This is a genomic window from Streptomyces sp. NPDC034086 (genome assembly GCF_055575515.1).
Map to the genome: position 1 here is coordinate 589214 of NZ_JBVISM010000002.1, position 19244 is coordinate 608457.

The window sequence follows — 19244 nt, forward strand, 5'->3', positions numbered from 1 at the left end:
CGCCCCGCCGCGCCCCGTCACCCCACCGCACCCCGCCGCGCCCCGTCGCCCGGCCTTCCTCAGGCCGAACTCCGTTTGCGCGGAGCCGCCTTCCTGGCCGCGCCGGCGCCGGCCGTCTTCTTCGCGGCGGCGGCCGAAGCGGACTTCGCCGTGGACTTCGCCGTGGACTTCGTCGCCGACTTCGCGGTGGACTTCGTCGCCCTGGAGGCGGACTTCGTGGCGGCCGAGGTGGACTTCGTTGCGGTCGAAGTGGACTTCGCGGCCCGCGACTTGCCCGAAGCGGCCGCCGAAGTGGACTTCGCGGTCGTATTCTTCCCGGACGCCGCCGTCTTGCGGGCGCCCGAGGCCGTCGACTTCTTCCCGCCCACCGCCTTCGGCGCGGCGGGTGCCGCGCCGCGCCGGATGGGAGTCACCCGCGCCTCCGTGCCCTCCTCCGCCTCCGTGCCCTGCTCGTCCCCCGTGCCCTGCTCGTCCTCCGTCTCCGCGCTCCCCTGACCGCCGCCGCGCGAGGCCTTGGCGGCCCGGACGCTGTTCTCCAGCGCCGCCATCAGGTCGATCACCTGCGCCCCGGCCGGCTCCACCACGGCCTCCGACGGCTCGAACGCCCCGTCCGCCTTCGCCGCGATCATCGCCTCCACGGCCTCGCGGTAGTCGTCGTGCAGGGAGGACATGTCCACCTCGCCGAGGGTGGCCATCAGCGCGTCGGCCAGGTCCAGCTCCGCCTCCCGCACGGTCACCGACGCCTCGGGGGCCACCCCCTCCGGCGCCCTGATCTCGTCCGGCCACAGCAGCCCGTGCATCGCGATCACGTCGTCGACGACCCGCAGCATGCCCAGCCGCTCCCGCCCCCGCAGCGCGTACTTGGCGATCGCGACCCGGCGGCTGCGCTTGAGCGCCTCCCGCAGCAGCGTGTACGGCTTGGCCGCCGTGGCGCCGTTCGCCGCGAGGTAGTACGCGGCGTCCATCTGGAGGGGGTCGATCTCCTCGGTCGGTACGAACGACACGATCTCGATCGTCTTCGCCGTCGGGATCGGCAACCGTGCCAGGTCCTCCTCCGTGATGGGGATGATCGACCCGTCCGCCTCCTCGTACCCCTTGCCGATCTCGACGGAGGGCACCTCCTCCCCGTCCAGCTCGCACACCTTGCGGTAGCGGACCCGGCCGCCGTCGGTCACATGGATCTGGCGGAAGGAGATCGAGTGGCTCTCGGTGGCGTTCACGAGCTTGATCGGGATGCTGACCAGGCCGAAGGAGATCGCCCCATTCCAAATGGATCGCACGGTTCCTCCTGATTCGTGGCAATCTCATCGTATGACGCCGATCACGATGGTGGAGGGGCGTCGCATCGCGCTCAGCAACCTGGACAAGGTCCTCTACAAGGGGACCGGCTTCACCAAGGGCGAGGTGCTGCACTACTACGCCACCGTCGCGGACCCCCTCCTCGCGCACATCCAGGACCGCCCCCTCTCCTTCCTGCGCTATCCGGACGGTCCGGACGGTCAGCTCTTCTTCACCAAGAACCCTCCGCCCGGCACACCCGCCTGGGTGAAGACCACCCCCGTGCCCCGCTCCGAGGACGAACGGGCCGAACAAGTGGTCGTATCCGGGCTGGCGTCCCTGATGTGGGCCGCCAACCTCGTCGTGGAGTTCCACACCCCCCAGTGGCGGGCCGGCGCCCCCGCCGTCGCCGACCGGCTCGTCCTCGACCTCGACCCCGGCCCGCCCGCCACCGTCGTGGAATGCTGCACCGCCGCCCTCTGGCTGCGCGAGCGCCTCGCCGCCGACGGCCTGACGGCGTACGCCAAGACCTCCGGCTCCAAGGGCCTGCACCTGGCCGTGGCGCTCGAACCGGTCTCCTCCGCGCGCGCGTCCGCGTACGCGAAGGCACTCGCCCAGGAGGCCGAGGGCGAGCTGCGCGGGCTCGTCGTGCACCGCATGACCAAGGCGCTGCGCCCGGGCAAGGTGTTCGTCGACCACAGCCAGAACGCCGCCGCCAAGACCACCGCCGCGCCCTACACGCTGCGCGCGCGGCCCCTGCCGACCGTCTCCGCGCCCGTCTCCTGGGCCGAGGTCGAAGCCTGCCGCGACCCCTCCGACCTGGTGTTCCTCGCCGACGACATCCCGCCCAGGCTGGCCCGCGACGGTGACCTCCTCGCCCCGCTGAACGACCCCGGGCAGGCCGGGAGCCTGCCGTGACCCCGCGCGTGCGGGTCGCGCTCGCCGCCGCCGTACGGACCCTGCCGCGCGGGGCGGGACTGGCGTACGAACCGAAGTTCGACGGCCACCGCATGGTCGTGCTGCGCACCGAGGAGGACGTGGTGCTCCAGGCCCGCTCCGGGCGGACCGTCACCAGCGCGTTCCCCGATCTGGCGGCGGCCGCACGGCAGTTGCCCGCCGGTACGGTGCTGGACGGGGAGGTGGTCGTCTGGCACGCCGGCCGCACGGACTTCGCCCTGGTCCAGCGGCGCGCGGCGGCCACGGCGGCCCGCGCCGCCGTGCTGGCGCAGAGCCTGCCGGCCTCGTACGCGGCCTTCGACGTGCTGGAGCTGGCCGGGGTCGACGTCCGGGGCCGCCCCTACGAGCGGCGCCGGGCCCTGCTGGTCGACCTGCTGCTGCCGCTCGGGCCGCCGATCCAGCCGGTGCCGATGACGACCGACCCGGAGCTGGCGCAGACCTGGTACGAGACCCTGCCCGCCAGCGGCATCGAGGGCCTGGTGGTGAAGCGGCTGGACCAGCCCTACCCGGCGGGGCGGCGCGCCTGGCGCAAGCTCCGGCACACGGACGTGCGGGACGCGGCGGTGATCGGCTACACCGGCACCGCGCGCCGCCCGACGGCACTGGTCCTGGTCCTGCCGGGGGAGGAGGACGAGGCGCCGCTCGTGTCGAGCCCGCTGCCGGCGGCGCTGCGCGCGGAACTCGCGGCCGTGCTCGCCGAGCGCGGGCGCGCCGCCCCGGGCGGGGCCACGGTCACCGCCATCGGGCTCGGGGAGGTGCCGTTCAGCCCCCTGGACCCGCCGCTGGCCGCCGAGGTCCGGCACACCTCGGCGAGGCACCCGCCGCCGGAGGTGCTGCGGCTGCGGACGGACCTGTAGGACCTATAGGGACGCGGACGCGGACGTGGACGCCGACGTGCCCCCGACCCGCGCGGGAGGCGCAGGTCGGGGGCACGTGCCGGGCGGGTGCGACCGCTTACGAGTGGGCCCCGCGGCCGGCGTCGGGGGGAGCGCCGGGCTGCGGGTGCGGCCCCGGCCCCTCCGGCTTCTCGAAGCCGGACTCGCGCTCGGCCCGCACCTCGTCGGCATGGCTGGAGGTGGTGGAGCCGAAGTTCCCGTAGCCCTGCATCTCGTGCGGCCGCAGACCGCCCTTCGGGATCTCCACCGGGTCCCGCTCCTCGCGGACCTCGTGGACGGCCCCGCCGTCGGGCAGGTGCGGCTGGCTCTCGGGGGTGGGCGGCGGCGGTTCCTTCGCCCGGACCCGCTGGCCCAGCTTGAAGCCACCGAGCAGCATGCCGGTGATGATGATTCCGACGACGAAGAACCAGGCGATGTCGGTCAGGATCTCGTCCACGCTGAGGATCGTGTCCATGGATCCCATTTTCCCGCTTTTGCTGCTTTTGCACGCGGGGGCGGTGCAAAGAATCCCCCGGCCGGCGCGGCTCCCGCCCTCCGCGGCCGGCCGAGGGAGCCGCCCCCGGACCCGCCCCGCACCCCCGCGGACCCGGGCAGGGGACACCCGGCCCGGGGCCCGCGCCGCCCCCCGCCCACGCCGTACCGGGCCGGAACGATTCCGCCCGCGCCGCGTGCTCCGGACGGATGACACGCCCGGCCTCCCGCCCCGGGCTCCTACCGCCCCGCCCCGCCCGGTACGCCGTACCGCCCGGGCCGAAACCCCGCCCCGGACCGCCGGGCGGCGGCCGCTCAGCGCAGCGGCCCCTCCGCGTCCCGCAGCCCCCGCGCGTCCCGGCCCCCGAGCACCCCCAGGATCTCGGCGCAGATGGCCAGCGCCGTCTCGGCCGGGGTCCGGGCACCCAGGTCCAGCCCGATCGGCCCGTGCACCCGGGCCAGCGCGGCCTCGTCCACCCCGGCGGCCACCAGCCCCTCCCGGCGCCGCGCGGTGGTCCGCCGCGAACCCAGCGCGCCGACGTACGGGATCCCCAGGGCCAGGGCGGTGCGCAGCGTGGGCACGTCGAAGTCCGGCTCGTGACTGAGCATCACCAGGCAGGCGGCGTCCCGGTGCGCCGCCAGCGCCTTCTCCGCGTCCGCCGCCGCCTCCACCACGGCCGCCTCCCAGCCCAGCAGCGCCGCCTGCGCACCGATCACCTCGGCCAGCTCACCGGTCCCGCCGATCACCAGGTACGGGGCCGACGGGTACGCCTCCACCAGCACCAGCCCGGCGCCCCCGTACAGGGCGTCCCGTCCCGGGCGCCGGGTCCCCAGCAGTTCCCCGGCCCGCCGCCCGGCCTCGTCGTCGGGCTCGTCGCCGGCCCGCACGACCTCGCTGACGGTGCCGTCCGCGCCCTCGCCGATCCGGGTCACCAGCGCCACCCCGGCGCCGCTGCCGAGCAGCTCCCACCATGCGGCGGGCACCGTCGAGAGGGGCTGGAGCAGTACCTCGGCCCGCCCGCCGCACGTCAGCTTCGCGTCCACCGCCTCGCCGGTACCGACCGACACCTCGCACACCCGCGCGGTCCGCCCGGCGCCCAGGGCCCCGGCCTCCGCGACGAGCTCGGCGTCGAACACCCCGCGGTACAGGGCTCCGACGCACTCCCCCCGGGCGTCCACGAGCACGGCCCCGGCGGGATCCCGCGGCCCGAACCCCTGCTCGGTCACCGGCCGGGCCAGGAAGGCCACCCGCCCCTCGGCCGTCCACCGCCGTGCCGTCTCCGCAAGCCCACGCATCCTCGTCGCCCCATCCTGTGCGCTCCCTCGCCGCGAAGCGCCTGGTCAGCGGGCGCGAAGCGGCCTCGGAACCACCCTACGCACGCCCTCCGCCGCCCCCCACCCCCCGAACCCACAGACCCCGGCCCGCCGCCCTCGTACGGACCACCGGAAGACCCCCACGGGTGGCTGCTCCACCGGCACCACGGAGAATCGAGGGGACGTGAAGGGAAACGACCACCGTGCACACCCTCAGACACGCCTTCGACTCCCTCTCCGTACGCAACTTCCGGCTCTTCTTCCTCGGCCAGCTCCTCTCGGTGACCTGCACCTGGATGATGGTGATCGCGCAGGACTGGCTGGTACTGGAGCTGTCGGGGAACTCGGGCACCGCCCTGGGGGTGGTGACGGCCCTGCAGTTCACCCCCGTCCTGCTGCTGACGCTGTACGGGGGCCGGCTCGCCGACCGCCACAGCAAACGCCGCATCCTGGTCCTCGCCAACCTGGCGTCCGGCGCCTTCGCCCTCGTACTGGGCCTGTGGGTGCTCCTCGGCGAGATCCGGCTCTGGCACATCTGGCTCTTCGCGCTCGCCCTCGGCACCGTCAACTCGGTGGAGGCGCCCGCCCGCATCGCCTTCGTCGGGGAGATGGTGGGCAACGAGCTGCTGCCCAACGCGTCGGCGCTGAGCGGCGCGTACTTCAACGCCGCCCGGGTGGCCGGCCCCGCCGCGGCCGGCCTCCTCATCGCCCGCCTCGACGTCGGGCCGGTGATCCTGATCAACGCGTGCAGCTACCTGGGGTCGGTGGCGGGCCTCGCGCTGATGCGCCCCGCCGAACTCCACCGACCGCCGGCCCGCCCCGGCGACCCCCGGGTGGCGGACGGGCTCCGCTACGTGGCCCGGCGCCCGGACCTGGTCCTCCCGCTGGCCCTGATCGGCGTACTGGGCCTGGCCGGCTTCAACTTCCAGCTGACGCTGCCCCTGCTGGCCAAGACCGGGTTCCGCACCGGCTCGGCCGCCTTCGGGCTGCTGAGCAGCTCCCTGGCGGCGGGCTCCCTGCTGGCCGCCTTCGCCGGCTCGTCCCGCCGCGCCCGGCCGACGGCCGCCGTCGTCACGGGCTCCGCCCTGGCCTTCGGCGCCGCCGAGGCCCTCACCGGCCTGGCCCCGACCCTGCCGACGGCGTGCCTGCTGCTGGCCCTGACCGGCTTCGCGATGATGTACTTCGCGCAGGCCGCCAACCACCGGATCCAGCTCGGCTCGGACCCCGCCTACCGGGGCCGCGTCATGGCCCTCTACATGCTGATCTTCCAGGGCACCACCCCGCTGGGCGCCCTCCTGACGGGATGGCTGGCCGACCACTGGGGCCCCCGCTGGGCCCTCTCGGCGGGCGGCCTGGTCTCACTGGCGGCCACGGCCCTGGCCGCAACGGCCGCCCCGGGCCGGAAACCCGCCCCCGCCACCCCGGACGACGCCCCCGCACGGACGACGCACTCCGGCACCCCCGCGCAGGACCTCCGGCGCGAGCAACCCTGACCGCTGCCCCGCCGTCCCCGGCGCGGGCGCCGACCCCGCCGGGCGCCGGACCCGTGCCCCCGCCCGGCCCCGCCGCCACGGTGACCGCCGTGCCCGAGCCCCTGCCCGTACGGCGCCGTCCGGCTCAGAGCGCGAAGGGCTCGTACGCCATGGCTCGGTCCACGACCTTCTCGGCGCTCGGTTCGGCGTCGAAGTCCCAGTAGATGTAGTCGCTGATGTGGGGGCACCGCAGTGCGGCTTCGAGGCCGGCCAGGACCGTGTCGGCTTCGGTTGGGAGTGGGGCGGGCACGCCGCTCCGCGTACCCGGGGCGAAAAAGCTGCCGGGACACGGCAGTTGGCTGCGCATACGCGAAGACCCCGTCTCAGCGTTGCCGCTGATGGCGGGGTCTTTGGGCACTTCCTGCGAAGTGCCCCCGGCAGGATTCGAACCTGCGCACACGGCTCCGGAGGCCGTTGCTCTATCCCCTGAGCTACGGGGGCGTGTCGTCCGCGTTGCGGCGACGGGTTGAACACTACCAGCTTCCGCGGGGTGATCAGGAACCGATTCGGCGGGAGGGGGCGGTCGGTCGCCCGGAGGGGGTGGAAGTGGCGAAAACCCGGACGCGGGGGCTTAGGGCGACCTACTCTCGAGTTGTGCCAGGCGCCTCGGGCCGGGTGCTTGTTGTCGACGACAACAAGGTCATCCGGCAGCTGATCAAGGTCAATCTCGAGCTGGAGGGCTTCGAGGTCGTGACCGCGAGCGATGGTGCCGAGTGCCTGGACGTCGTGCACCGGGTGTGTCCGGATGTCATCACCCTTGATGTGGTCATGCCCCGGCTGGACGGGTTCGGGGCCGCCGCGCGGTTGCGGGCCGATCCGCGGACCCGGCACCTGCCCGTCGCCATCGTCAGTGCCTGTACGCAGCTCGAGGCCGAGGCGGCGATCGCCGCCGGGGTTGACGCGTTCGTCGCCAAGCCCTTCGAGCCGGCCGAGCTGGTCCGCGTCGTACGCCGCCTCGTGGAGCGCAAGGGAGCCCCGGCCGGACGGGCCGGGAGGGCGGGCCGGGGGGCCTGACGGCTCCGCCCTGTTCACATGGCGAAACCCGATGCATGGCCCGCGGGCTTCTCCCCTAGGCTGGGTTCCGTGATCCCCGCCGACCTCTCTCGTGCCGTCGTACAAGCCGTACGTCGCGCCGTGGAGGATGGGGAGCTGTCCGGGGGCGTGCCCGCGCGGGCGGTCGTCGAGCGGACCCGGCCCGGGGGAGCGGGGGAGTACGCCACCCCCGTCGCCCTCCAGGTCGCCAGGAGCGCCGGGCAGCAGCCCCGTGAGGTCGCCCGGGTGCTCGCGGACCGGCTGCTGGCCGACGAACCCGGGATCCGGAGCGTGGAGATCACCGGGCCCGGGTTCCTGAACTTCACCCTCGCGCCGGTCCCCGCCGCCGAGCTGGTGCGCGAGATCCGGGCCAGGGGGCACAGGTACGGGTACGCGCCCGACGGGGAGCTGCGGGCGCGGGTCCTGGGGGAGGCCGTGCGGCGGATCCGGGCCAGTCAGGGCGTGGCCGGCCCCGAGGAACTGCGCGTCGCGCCCGTCGCCGGGCGCGACGGGGACGTCGTCGCCGCGTACGGGGCGGACGCCGCGGCCTGGGCGATGCTCTGCGTACCGGCCCGCGAGACCCCCTCCTTCACGCCCGGCCTGCTCGTCCAGGACGAGTCCAGCGAGTTCTTCCGCGTCCGGTACGCCCACTCCCGCGCCCGGTCCCTGCGGGTCAACGCCGGCCGGCTCGGGTTCGACGCGGAGCCGGGCGAGCCCGCCGGGCCCCGCGACGCCGACGCCGAGGCCCCCGCCCTGCTGCGCCTGCTCGCCGAGTACCCGCTCGTCCTGGAGGCCGCCGCGCACCACCAGGCGCCCGAACGGCTCGTCCGGCACCTGGTCGCCGTCGCCGACGCCCTCCTCGGCTTCCAGCACCAGGTCCTGCCCAAGGGGGACGAGAAACCCTCGGCCGCCCACCGCGCCCGGCTGGCACTCGCCGAAGCCGCCGGGACGGTGCTGGCAGGCGGCCTCGCCCTCCTCGGCATAGACGCCCCCGACTTCCTGTGATCCGCGAAGAGAGATTCCGATGAGCCGTTCCGCGCACCCCGCCGGGCCCCGCCACGCCGACGTCCTGCCCGAGGGCCACTACGCCCCGCCGCCCGCCGACCTGAACGCGCTCGACGAGAAGGTGTGGTCCCGTACGGTCACCCGCGACGACGACGGGGTCGTCCGCGTCGGCGGCATGCAAGTGACGCGGCTCGCCGAGGAGTTCGGGACCCCCGCCTACTTCCTCGACGAAGAGGACTTCCGCGCCCGCTGCCGCGCCTGGGCGCACGCCTTCGGCAAGGACGCCGACGTGTTCTACGCCGGCAAGGCCTTCCTCTCGAAGGCCGTCGTGAAGTGGCTCAAGGAAGAGGGGCTCAACCTCGACGTGTGCTCCGGCGGGGAGCTGGCCACGGCCCTCGCCGCGGGGATGCCGCCCGAGCGGATCGCCTTCCACGGGAACAACAAGTCGGAGGGCGAGATCCGCCGGGCCATCGGAGCCGGCGTCGGGCGGATCGTGCTCGACTCCTTCCAGGAGATCGCCCGCGTCGCCCACACCGCCCGCGAGCTGGGCGTGCGCCAGCCCGTGCAGATCCGCGTGACCGTCGGCGTCGAGGCGCACACGCACGAGTTCATCGCGACCGCCCACGAGGACCAGAAGTTCGGCATCGCCGTCGCCGACGGGTCCGCCGCCGAGGCCGTGCGCCGGGCGCTCGGCCACGACAGCCTGGAGCTGCTCGGCGTCCACTCGCACATCGGCTCGCAGATCTTCGACATGGCCGGCTTCGAGGTGTCCGCGAAGCGGGTGGTCCGGCTGCTGGCCGCCGTCCGCGACGAGCACGGCGTCGAGCTGCCCGAGATCGACCTCGGCGGCGGCCTCGGCATCGCGTACACGTCGGCCGACGATCCGCGCGAGCCCCACGAGATCGCCAAGGCCCTCACCGAGATCGTGGCCCGGGAGTGCGAGAGCGCCGGGCTGAAGGCGCCCCGGATCTCCGTCGAGCCCGGCCGCGCCATCGTCGGCCCGACGGCGTTCACCCTGTACGAGGTCGGCACCATCAAGCCGCTCGAGGGGCTGCGGACGTACGTCTCCGTCGACGGCGGCATGTCCGACAACATCCGTACGGCCCTGTACGACGCCGAGTACGCGGTCACCCTGGTCTCCCGGGTCTCCGACGCCGAGCCGATGCTCGTCCGCGTCGTCGGCAAGCACTGCGAGAGCGGTGACATCGTCGTGAAGGACGCCTTCCTGCCGGCCGACCTGGCGCCCGGCGACCTCCTCGCCGTGCCCGCCACCGGGGCGTACTGCCGCTCCATGGCCAGCAACTACAACCACGCGCTCCGTCCGCCCGTGGTCGCGGTGCGCGACGGAGCGGCCCGGGTGATCGTCCGCCGCGAGACGGAAGAAGATCTCCTGTCCCTCGACCTCGGATGAACCGCATGTTTCTGGGGAAGGGCCCCGGGTCCCCAAAATAGACGTCTCAGTCCACGTCTCACTCAATGGACCGGAGATGGAAACTTCTGTCCATTGAGTGAGACTGGGTCCTACCTGACGCGCAAACCGCGCGCCGGGAGCGAAGAAAGATCGAAAGGCGTAGGTCAATGATGCGTACGCGTCCGCTGAAGGTGGCGCTGCTGGGCTGTGGCGTGGTCGGCTCAGAGGTGGCGCGCATCATGACGACGCACGCCGACGACCTGACGGCCAGGATCGGCGCGCCCGTCGAACTCGCCGGCGTGGCCGTGCGCCGTCCCTCCAAGGTGCGCGAGGGCATCGACCCGTCGCTGATCACCACCGATGCGACCGCCCTGCTGAAACGGGGCGACATCGACGTGGCCATCGAGGTCATCGGCGGCATCGAGCCGGCCCGCACCCTGATCACCACCGCCTTCGAGCACGGCATCTCCGTCGTCTCCGCGAACAAGGCGCTGCTCGCGCAGGACGGTGCCGCCCTGCACGCCGCCGCCGAGCAGGCCGGGCTGGACCTCTACTACGAGGCCGCCGTCGCCGGCGCCATCCCGCTGGTCCGCCCGATGCGCGAGTCCCTCGCCGGCGACAAGATCAACCGGGTGATGGGCATCGTGAACGGCACGACGAACTTCATCCTCGACAAGATGGACTCGACGGGCGCCGGCTACCAGGAGGCCCTGGACGAGGCCACCGCCCTGGGATACGCCGAGGCCGACCCCACCGCCGACGTCGAGGGCTACGACGCCGCCGCCAAGGCCGCGATCCTGGCGGGCATCGCCTTCCACACCCGGGTCCGCCTCGACGACGTCTACCGCGAGGGCATGACCGAGGTCAGCGCCGCGGACTTCGCCTCCGCCAAGCGCATGGGCTGCACCATCAAGCTCCTCGCCATCCTGGAGCGCGCCGCCGACGGTGCCTCCGTCACCGCCCGCGTCCACCCGGCGATGATCCCGCTCACCCACCCACTGGCCTCCGTCCGCGAGGCGTACAACGCGGTCTTCGTCGAGGCCGAGGCCGCCGGGCGGCTCATGTTCTACGGGCCCGGCGCGGGCGGCTCTCCGACCGCCTCCGCGGTCCTCGGCGACCTCGTCGCCGTCTGCCGCAACAAGCTCGCCGAGGCAACGGGGCCCGGCGAGTCGGCGTACACCCAGCTGCCGGTCAGCCCCATGGGGGACGTCGTCACCCGCTACCACATCAGCCTCGATGTGGCGGACAAGCCGGGCGTCCTCGCCCAGGTGGCGACCACCTTCGCGGAGCACGGCGTGTCGATCGACACGGTCAGGCAGCAGGGCAAGGACGGCGAGGCCTCCCTCGTCGTCGTCACCCACCGCGCACCCGACGCCGCCCTCTCCGGGACCGTCGAGGCGCTGCGGAAGCTGGACACCGTGCGCGGTGTCGCCAGCATCATGCGTGTTGAAGGGGAGTAAGGACCCATGAGCAGCAATCGCACCCACCAGTGGCGCGGCATCATCGAGGAGTACCGGGACCGCCTGCCGGTCACGGACACCACTCCCGTGGTCACGCTCCGCGAGGGCGGTACTCCCCTCGTCCCCGCCCAGGTGCTCTCCGAGCGCACCGGCTGTGAGGTCCACCTCAAGGTCGAGGGCGCGAACCCCACCGGGTCCTTCAAGGACCGCGGCATGACCATGGCCATCACCCGGGCCAAGGAGGAGGGCGCCAAGGCCGTCATCTGCGCCTCCACGGGCAACACCTCGGCCTCCGCCGCGGCCTACGCGGTGCGCGCCGAGATGGTGTCCGCCGTCCTCGTGCCCCGCGGCAAGATCGCGCTCGGCAAGATGGGCCAGGCCCTCGTGCACGGCGCGAAGATCCTGCAGGTTGACGGCAACTTCGACGACTGCCTGAACCTGGCCCGCGCGCTGTCCGACAACTACCCGGTCGCCCTGGTCAATTCCGTGAACCCGGTGCGCATCGAGGGCCAGAAGACGGCCGCGTTCGAGATCGTCGACGCGCTCGGCGACGCCCCCGACATCCACGTGCTGCCCGTCGGCAACGCCGGCAACATCACCGCGTACTGGAAGGGCTTCAAGGAGTACAAGGCCGACGGCCTGGCCTCCCGCACGCCCCGCCTGTGGGGTTTCCAGGCCTCCGGCTCCGCGCCGATCGTGCGCGGCGAGGTCGTCAAGGAGCCGCACACCATCGCCACCGCGATCCGCATCGGCAACCCGGCCTCCTGGGACTACGCGCTCGCCGCGCGCGAAGAGTCGGGCGGCTTCATCGACGAGGTGACGGACCGCCAGATCCTGGCGGCCTACCGCCTGTTGGCCGCGCAGGAGGGCGTCTTCGTCGAGCCCGCCTCGGCCGCGTCGGTCGCCGGTCTGCTGAAGGCCGCCGAGGCCGGCCTGGTCGACCCCGGCCAGACGATCGTGTGCACCGTCACCGGCAACGGCCTCAAGGACCCCGACTGGGCCGTCGCCGGCGCTCCGCAGCCGGTGACCGTCCCCGTGGACGCCGAGGCCGCCGCCATCCGTCTCGGCCTGGCCTGACGCACGGCCCGGGTTGCCGGGGGCGCCCCGTCCCCGGCCGCCGGGCCCCGCGCCCGGGTTGCCGGATTCCGGAAGTCTGCGGAATCCGGCGGCCCGGCGCCGTACGCCGCCGGAAGCCGGCCGGGGGCCACCCGGACCGCAGCGGTATCCGCCGGAAGACGCCGACACGCGTCGTGCGCCTCCCGTGCGCCCTATGTCGCGGGAGAACCTTCCTTCGATACGCTGTACTTACATCCGCCACCGCGCACATGACCACGGTGCTGCCCCCAGGGCCTTCGGGTGTCGTACGTTCTCCAGTACATTCGCAGCGAAGATCCCGCACCGCAGCCGGATCCCGCACAGTCACAAGGAGTGTCATCGACCGATGGCAGGTCCAGCGTTCCGCGCCGCCGCCGTACGGGTGCGCGTCCCCGCCAGCAGCGCCAACCTCGGCCCCGGCTTCGACGCCCTCGGCCTGGCCCTGGGGCTCTACGACGACGTAGTCGTCCGGGTCGCCGACTCCGGCCTGGACATCGACATCGCCGGTGAGGGTGCCGACACCCTGCCGCGGGACGAGAGCCACCTCCTCGTACGCTCCATGCGCACCGCCTTCGACCTGCTGGGCGGGCAGCCGCGCGGCCTGGAGGTCGTCTGCGCCAACCGCATCCCGCACGGCCGGGGCCTCGGCTCCTCCTCCGCCGCGATCTGCGCCGGCATCGTCGCCGCCCGCGCCGTGACCATAGGCGGCGAGGCCAAGCTCGACGACGCGGCACTGCTGGAACTCGCCACCGAGATCGAGGGCCACCCCGACAACGTCGCCGCCTGTCTGCTCGGCGGTTTCACCCTGGCCTGGATGGACGGCGGCAGCGCCAGGGCGATCCGGATGGACCCCTCGGATTCCATCGTTCCGGTGGTCTTCGTCCCCTCGAAGCCGGTCCTGACCGAGACCGCGCGCGGGCTGCTGCCGCGCTCCGTCCCGCACGTGGACGCGGCCGTGAACGCGGGCCGGGCGGGCCTGCTCGTGGAGGCCATGACCAGGCGTCCCGAGTTCCTGCTGCCCGCCACCGAGGACCGGCTGCACCAGGAGTACCGGGCCCCGGCGATGCCGGAGAGCGTGGCACTCGTCAACCGGCTGCGGGCGGACGGCTTCCCCGCGGTCATCTCCGGTGCGGGCCCCACGGTCCTCGCGCTGGTCGACAACGGCGCGGCCGACAAGGTCGCGCGGCTCGCGGGCGAGGGGTGGGCGGCCAACCGGCTCGCCCTCGACGCCGCGGGCGCGAGCGTCCTTCCGCTGGGCGCCCCGGGCGGTCAGCCCGTGTCGTAACGACACGGCCCTCGGGGGCGGGCGGCCGGGCAGGCCCTCCGCCCCCGACAGGGCGATTGCCGGTGATTGAGAGGGGGAATGTCTGTTGGATCCGGTAGTGTTAACCTCAAGTGCGCATCCGAAGCCGCCATGGCTCGGTGCTCAGTGTCCCCCTTCGGGACCACATTTCTTCCGGGAGCCTCCCCGACTGCTTTGATCACTGCCAGCAGCTTCGGGCACGCTCCGGAATCGGCGTGACATTCCCACGCTTCCAGCTCGGGGGCTTCTCGCCGGAACCACCACGCACGTTTCTCTCCGCCGTATCTCTACCGGCGGACCACCGCCCCGGCACGGTCCACACCTAGGACTGCTGTCGGACAGCACAACCGGTCGCCGAGCCAGACAGGCCGACGTCCGCTCCAGGGAAGGACCCTTCGTGAGCGACACCACCGATCTGATGGGCGCTGCCGACACCAACGTCGACACCAGTGCTCCCGCCGCGGGCGCCGCCCCCAAGCGCCGCCGCTCCGGCACCGGCCTCGAGGGCATGGTCCTGGCCGAGCTGCAGCAGGTCGCGTCGGGCCTCGGTATCAGGGGCACCGCGCGGATGCGCAAGAGCCAGCTGATCGAGGTCATCAAGGAGGCGCAGGGCGGCGGCGCCGCCAAGGCCGCCGCGGCCCCCGCCGCCGACGCCGCCGAGGCCAAGCCGAAGCGCCGCGCCACCAGCAAGGCCCGCACGGGCGAGGTCGCCGCCGCGGCTCCCGCGGAGAAGACCGCCGCCCAGCCGCAGATCGAGATCCCGGGCCAGCCGGCCAGCGAGGACGCGCCCGTCGGCGAGCGACGCCGCCGCCGGGCCACCGCCCCCTCCGGCAGCCCCGAGTCCTCGGCCCCCGCCGCCGTGCAGGTCGAGCAGAAGACCGAGACGGTCCCGGCCGCGCAGCCCGAGGCCAAGGCCGAGGCCGCCGTCGCGGTGTCCGCCCAGCCCCAGGGCCAGGCGCAGGAGGCCGGCGAGGGCCGCACCCGCCGCGACCGCCGTGACCGCGGCGAGCGCGGTGACCGTGGCGAGCGCGGTGACCGTGGTGACCGCGGTGACCGCCAGCAGGGCCGCCGCGAGCGCGGCGCCAAGGCCGACGAGCAGGGTCAGCCGCAGGGCGGCGGCCAGGGCCAGCAGCAGGGCGGCGGCCGCCAGGACCGTACGGACCGCGCGGACCGCCAGCAGCAGGGCGGCCGCGGCCAGGGCCGGCAGGACCGTCAGGACAACGGCCCGCAGGACGACTTCGACGGTGAGGACGGCCGTCGCGGCCGCCGCGGCCGCTACCGCGACCGCCGGGGCCGTCGCGGCCGTGACGAGTTCGCGCCGAACGAGCCGCAGGTCGCCGATGACGACGTGCTGATCCCCGTCGCGGGCATCCTCGACATCCTCGACAACTACGCGTTCATCCGGACCTCCGGCTACCTGCCCGGTCCGAACGACGTGTACGTGTCCCTCGCCCAGGTCCGCAAGGCCGGCCTGCGCAAGGGCGACCACACCACCGGTGCGGTCCGCCAGCCCAAGGACGGCGAGCGCCGCGAGAAGTTCAACGCGCTCGTGCGCCTGGACTCCGTCAACGGCATGGCGCCCGAATCAGGCCGCGGCCGGCCGGAGTTCCAGAAGCTGACCCCGCTCTACCCGCAGGACCGGCTCCGCCTGGAGACCGACCCGGGCGTGCTGACCACCCGGATCATCGACCTCGTGTCGCCGATCGGCAAGGGCCAGCGCGGTCTGATCGTGGCCCCGCCGAAGACCGGCAAGACCATGATCATGCAGGCGATCGCCAACGCGATCACCACCAACAACCCCGAGTGCCACCTGATGGTCGTCCTGGTCGACGAGCGTCCGGAAGAGGTCACCGACATGCAGCGGTCGGTGAAGGGCGAGGTCATCTCCTCGACTTTCGACCGCCCGGCCGAGGACCACACCACCGTCGCCGAGCTGGCCATCGAGCGTGCCAAGCGCCTCGTCGAGCTGGGTCACGACGTGGTCGTCCTGCTGGACTCCATCACCCGTCTGGGCCGCGCGTACAACCTCGCGGCGCCCGCCTCCGGCCGCATCCTGTCCGGTGGTGTCGACTCGACCGCGCTGTACCCGCCGAAGCGCTTCTTCGGTGCCGCGCGCAACATCGAGGACGGCGGCTCGCTGACCATCCTGGCCACCGCGCTCGTCGACACCGGCTCGCGCATGGACGAGGTGATCTTCGAGGAGTTCAAGGGCACCGGCAACATGGAGCTCAAGCTCGACCGCAAGCTCGCCGACAAGCGCATCTTCCCGGCCGTCGACGTCGACCCGTCGGGCACCCGCAAGGAGGAGATCCTCCTCAACAGCGAGGAGCTCGCCATCGTCTGGAAGCTGCGCCGGGTGCTCCACGCGCTCGACTCGCAGCAGGCGATCGAGCTGCTGCTCGACAAGATGAAGCAGACGAAGTCGAACGCCGAGTTCCTGATGCAGATCGCCAAGACGACCCCGGCCGGCAAGAACGACGACTGACCGGGTCGCCCGCAGTACGGAACCGCCCCCGCCCTCCCACGGCGGGGGCGGTTCCGTTTGTGCGACCTTCACCACACTCCCGACCGCGGGCGGACCCCCGCGCGGCCCCGCACCCGTACCGGAACCCCAGGCAGACCGGCCGCGGCCCGGAGACCGGGGAAGCGGGGGCGGACCGCCCCCCGGTGTGCGAACGGCACCGGGAGGCGTGGAACCCTGGACCGCGCTCACCCGTCTGAGTGAGAGACGACGGGCCACGGAGCCAGGACTGAGGAGAGCATGAGCGAGGACAGCAGAGGCCGCGGCCGCCGAGCCGCACGCGGGGGCCGGCGCAGGGGGCAGCCGCGGCGCCGCAAGGGCCTCACCGTCGCCGCCTGGACCGCCGCCGGAGTGGTCCTGCTGGGCGGGGGCGGGCTGGGCTGGTTCTACTTCAAGCTCAACGGCAACCTGCACAGCGTCGACATCGACCAGGCCCTCGGCAAGGACCGCCCGGCCGACGTCGACAACGGCTCCATGGACATCCTCGTCCTCGGCTCCGACTCCCGCAGCGGCGCCAACGGCGAGTACGGCCAGGACGACGGCGGCTCCGCCCGTTCGGACACCGCGATGATCGTCCACCTCTACGAGGGCCACCAGAAGGCCAGCGTCGTCTCGATCCCGCGCGACGCGATGGTCCCGCGCCCCGCCTGCGCCACCGGCAAGGGCAAGACCGACCCCGGCCGGAGGAAGGCCCAGTTCAACGAGGCCTTCACGGTCGGCGGGCCGGCCTGCGCGGTCAAGACCGTGGAGCAGCTGTCGGGGATCCGCATGGACCACTACATCGAGGTCGACTTCACCGGCTTCAAGAAGATCATCGACAACCTCGGCGGGGTCCAGCTCACGACCACGAAGCCGATCAAGGACGACGCCAGCCACCTCGACCTGCCGCCCGGCCCGCACAAGCTCGACGGGGAGCAGTCCCTGGGCCTCGTACGCACCCGCAAGAGCGTCGGCGACGGCAGTGACCTGGGCCGAATACAGCTCCAGCAGGCCTTCATGAAGGCGCTGATCAAGCAGGTCAAGGGGGTCGGGGTGTTCGACAACCCGAAGAAGCTGTTCGGCCTCGCCGACTCCGCCACCAAGGCGATCACCACCGACAAGGCGCTCGGCGACGTGAAGTCCCTCATGGGCTTCGCCCAGGGCCTCCAGGGGATCGGCGCCGAGAACATGCACATGATCACCCTGCCGGTCGGGCCGGACCCCGCCGACCGCGACCGGGTGGTCCCCCTCACCAAGGAGTCCAAGATGGTCTGGGACTCCCTGCTGGCCGACCAGCCGATCCCGCCCCAGGCCACCGAGAAGTCCGCCGGGGACAAGAGCACCGCGGGCTCGATCGTCCAGTAGGAGGGGCTGCCGGGATCCGGCAGCACCCCCGGGGAATAGGGGGCGGCCCCTCCCCGTTGAGGGGAGCGTTCCCGGAATTTTGACAGGCGGCCCGGTCCTGGCAGACTGGTCTGTCGGCCCCGGTTCACGCAGTGCGCAATTCGGCTCCTGCGACCCGGCGCCCTCCCGAATCTAGGAGACACCTTGAAGCGCGATGTTCACCCCGAGTACGTCGAGACCCAGGTCAGCTGCACCTGTGGCGCGTCGTTCACCACCCGCAGCACCCTGACCGAGGGCACCATCCGTGCCGAGGTCTGCTCCGAGTGCCACCCGTTCTACACGGGCAAGCAGAAGATCCTCGACACCGGTGGCCGCGTGGCCCGCTTCGAGGCCCGCTTCGGCAAGGGTGCGGCCAAGAAGTAGCGCGACCCAGGCGCCGGTCATCGGCCGCCCCCTGACCACGCGGGGGCGGCCGGACCGGCGCCTTTGTCGTCGTTCAGCCAGCCCAGCCCATTTTTGACTTTTCACACAGGAGCATCCGATGTTCGAAGCGGTCGAGGAACTGGTCGGCGAACACGCCGACCTCGAGAAGAAGCTCGCCGACCCTTCGGTCCACTCCGATCAGGCGAACGCGCGCAAGCTGAACAAGCGGTACGCGGAGCTGACCCCGATCGTCGCCACCTTCCGTGCGTGGAAGCAGGCGGGCGAGGACATCGAGACGGCCAAGGAGCTGGCGGCCGACGACCCCGACTTCATCGCCGAGGTCAAGGAAATGAGCGCCCAGCGCGACGAGCTCACCGAGAAGCTCCGCCTGCTGCTCGTCCCGCGCGACCCCAGCGACGACAAGGACGTGCTCCTGGAGATCAAGGCGGGCGCCGGCGGCGACGAGTCCGCCCTGTTCGCCGGCGACCTGCTGCGCATGTACCTGCGCTACGCCGAGCGCGTGGGCTGGAAGACCGAGATCATCGACTCCACCGAGTCCGAGCTCGGCGGCTACAAGGACGTCCAGGTCTCCGTCCGCACCAAGGGCGGCAACGGGGCCACCGAGCCCGGCCAGGGCGTGTGGGCCCGGATGAAGTACGAGGGCGGCGTGCACCGCGTCCAGCGCGTGCCGGCCACCGAGTCCCAGGGACGCATCCACACCTCCGCCGCGGGCGTGCTCGTCACCCCGGAGGCCGAGGAGGTCGAGGTCGAGATCAACATGAACGACCTCCGCATCGACGTGTACCGCTCCTCGGGCCCCGGCGGCCAGTCCGTCAACACCACCGACTCGGCCGTGCGCATCACGCACATCCCGACCGGTGTGGTCGCCTCCTGCCAGAACGAGAAGAGCCAGCTCCAGAACAAGGAGCAGGCCATGCGCATCCTGCGTTCGCGCCTGCTGGCCGCCGCCCAGGAAGCCGCCGAGCAGGAGGCCTCCGACCAGCGCCGCAGCCAGGTGCGCAGCGTGGACCGCTCCGAGAAGATCCGTACGTACAACTTCCCGGAAAACCGGATCTCGGACCACCGGACCGGTTTCAAGGCGTACAACTTGGACCAGGTGCTCGACGGCGACCTCGACTCGGTCATCCAGGCCTGCGTCGACACCGACTCCGCGGCGAAGCTCGCGGCCGCGCACTGACCTTCGCCCCACCCCCCGTACGACA

At 72.9% G+C, this 19244-nt stretch carries 17 protein-coding genes and 1 tRNA gene; 13 read left to right on the plus strand and 5 right to left on the minus strand.

The features are described 5' to 3' along the window. Positions 1–59 precede the first annotated feature (59 nt). The gene (ku, locus tag ACZ514_RS08120) at positions 60–1280 is read right to left on the minus strand and encodes a non-homologous end joining protein Ku (RefSeq protein WP_469124364.1); all 1221 of its coding nucleotides are present in this window, start codon (positions 1278–1280) and stop codon (positions 60–62) included. Between the two features lie 31 nt (positions 1281–1311). Between ku and ligD the strand changes: the two genes are divergently transcribed. Together ligD and ACZ514_RS08130 are read left to right on the plus strand one after the other, a co-directional pair. Further along, on the plus strand, positions 1312–2196 hold the full coding sequence (ligD, locus tag ACZ514_RS08125) for a non-homologous end-joining DNA ligase (protein WP_468695966.1): 885 nt from the start codon (positions 1312–1314) through the stop codon (positions 2194–2196). Continuing rightward, positions 2193–3092, plus strand: coding sequence for an ATP-dependent DNA ligase (locus ACZ514_RS08130; RefSeq protein ID WP_469124365.1), 900 nt, complete (start codon positions 2193–2195; stop codon positions 3090–3092). The genes ligD and ACZ514_RS08130 overlap by 4 nt, the downstream gene beginning before the upstream one ends. 97 nt (positions 3093–3189) lie before the next feature. Here the strand turns inward: ACZ514_RS08130 and ACZ514_RS08135 are convergent, their stop codons facing one another. After that, the gene (locus ACZ514_RS08135; RefSeq protein ID WP_468166251.1) at positions 3190–3585 is read right to left on the minus strand and encodes a DUF6479 family protein; all 396 of its coding nucleotides are present in this window, start codon (positions 3583–3585) and stop codon (positions 3190–3192) included. 332 nt (positions 3586–3917) lie between these two features. Next, positions 3918–4898, minus strand: a complete 981-nt coding sequence (locus ACZ514_RS08140) for an XdhC family protein (RefSeq protein ID WP_469124366.1) — start codon at positions 4896–4898, stop codon at positions 3918–3920. A 221-nt stretch (positions 4899–5119) separates the two neighbouring features. Here ACZ514_RS08140 and ACZ514_RS08145 point away from each other — a divergent pair, with 221 nt between their 5' ends. Beyond that, positions 5120–6409, plus strand: a complete 1290-nt coding sequence (locus ACZ514_RS08145) for an MFS transporter (protein ID WP_468166255.1) — start codon at positions 5120–5122, stop codon at positions 6407–6409. Positions 6410–6533: 124 nt separating this feature from the next. Here ACZ514_RS08145 and ACZ514_RS08150 read toward each other — a convergent pair whose 3' ends face one another. Both ACZ514_RS08150 and ACZ514_RS08155 read right to left on the minus strand, forming a co-directional pair. Then, entirely contained in the window at positions 6534–6698 is a 165-nt protein-coding gene (locus ACZ514_RS08150) for a hypothetical protein (protein ID WP_469124367.1), read from the minus strand. Between the two features lie 119 nt (positions 6699–6817). Next, positions 6818–6889, minus strand: a tRNA-Arg gene (locus ACZ514_RS08155). Positions 6890–6994: 105 nt separating this feature from the next. Here ACZ514_RS08155 and ACZ514_RS08160 point away from each other — a divergent pair. The 10 genes from ACZ514_RS08160 (at position 6995) to prfA (ending at position 19219) form a co-directional block, all read left to right on the plus strand. Then, positions 6995–7462 (plus strand): response regulator, encoded by a 468-nt coding sequence (locus ACZ514_RS08160; protein WP_468166805.1) that lies wholly within the window; start codon positions 6995–6997, stop codon positions 7460–7462. An 18-nt stretch (positions 7463–7480) separates the two neighbouring features. Next, complete coding sequence (nrtL, locus tag ACZ514_RS08165) at positions 7481–8485, plus strand: ArgS-related anticodon-binding protein NrtL (RefSeq protein ID WP_469124368.1); 1005 nt, start codon at positions 7481–7483, stop codon at positions 8483–8485. A 19-nt stretch (positions 8486–8504) separates the two neighbouring features. Further along, the gene (gene lysA / locus ACZ514_RS08170) at positions 8505–9896 is read left to right on the plus strand and encodes a diaminopimelate decarboxylase (protein WP_468695954.1); all 1392 of its coding nucleotides are present in this window, start codon (positions 8505–8507) and stop codon (positions 9894–9896) included. Between the two features lie 170 nt (positions 9897–10066). Beyond that, the gene (locus tag ACZ514_RS08175) at positions 10067–11356 is read left to right on the plus strand and encodes a homoserine dehydrogenase (protein ID WP_468166807.1); all 1290 of its coding nucleotides are present in this window, start codon (positions 10067–10069) and stop codon (positions 11354–11356) included. Between the two features lie 6 nt (positions 11357–11362). Continuing rightward, positions 11363–12433 (plus strand): threonine synthase, encoded by a 1071-nt coding sequence (gene thrC, locus ACZ514_RS08180; protein ID WP_469124369.1) that lies wholly within the window; start codon positions 11363–11365, stop codon positions 12431–12433. A gap of 364 nt (positions 12434–12797) precedes the next feature. Next, complete coding sequence (gene thrB, locus ACZ514_RS08185; RefSeq protein ID WP_468695951.1) at positions 12798–13736, plus strand: homoserine kinase; 939 nt, start codon at positions 12798–12800, stop codon at positions 13734–13736. A gap of 415 nt (positions 13737–14151) precedes the next feature. Further along, positions 14152–16239, plus strand: a complete 2088-nt coding sequence (gene rho, locus ACZ514_RS08190) for a transcription termination factor Rho (protein WP_468695949.1) — start codon at positions 14152–14154, stop codon at positions 16237–16239. Positions 16240–16515: 276 nt separating this feature from the next. After that, entirely contained in the window at positions 16516–17619 is a 1104-nt protein-coding gene (locus ACZ514_RS08195; protein ID WP_468695947.1) for an LCP family protein, read from the plus strand. Between the two features lie 183 nt (positions 17620–17802). Further along, complete coding sequence (rpmE, locus tag ACZ514_RS08200; protein ID WP_007266580.1) at positions 17803–18021, plus strand: 50S ribosomal protein L31; 219 nt, start codon at positions 17803–17805, stop codon at positions 18019–18021. 118 nt (positions 18022–18139) lie between these two features. Then, on the plus strand, positions 18140–19219 hold the full coding sequence (prfA, locus tag ACZ514_RS08205; protein WP_468166271.1) for a peptide chain release factor 1: 1080 nt from the start codon (positions 18140–18142) through the stop codon (positions 19217–19219). Positions 19220–19244 lie beyond the last annotated feature (25 nt).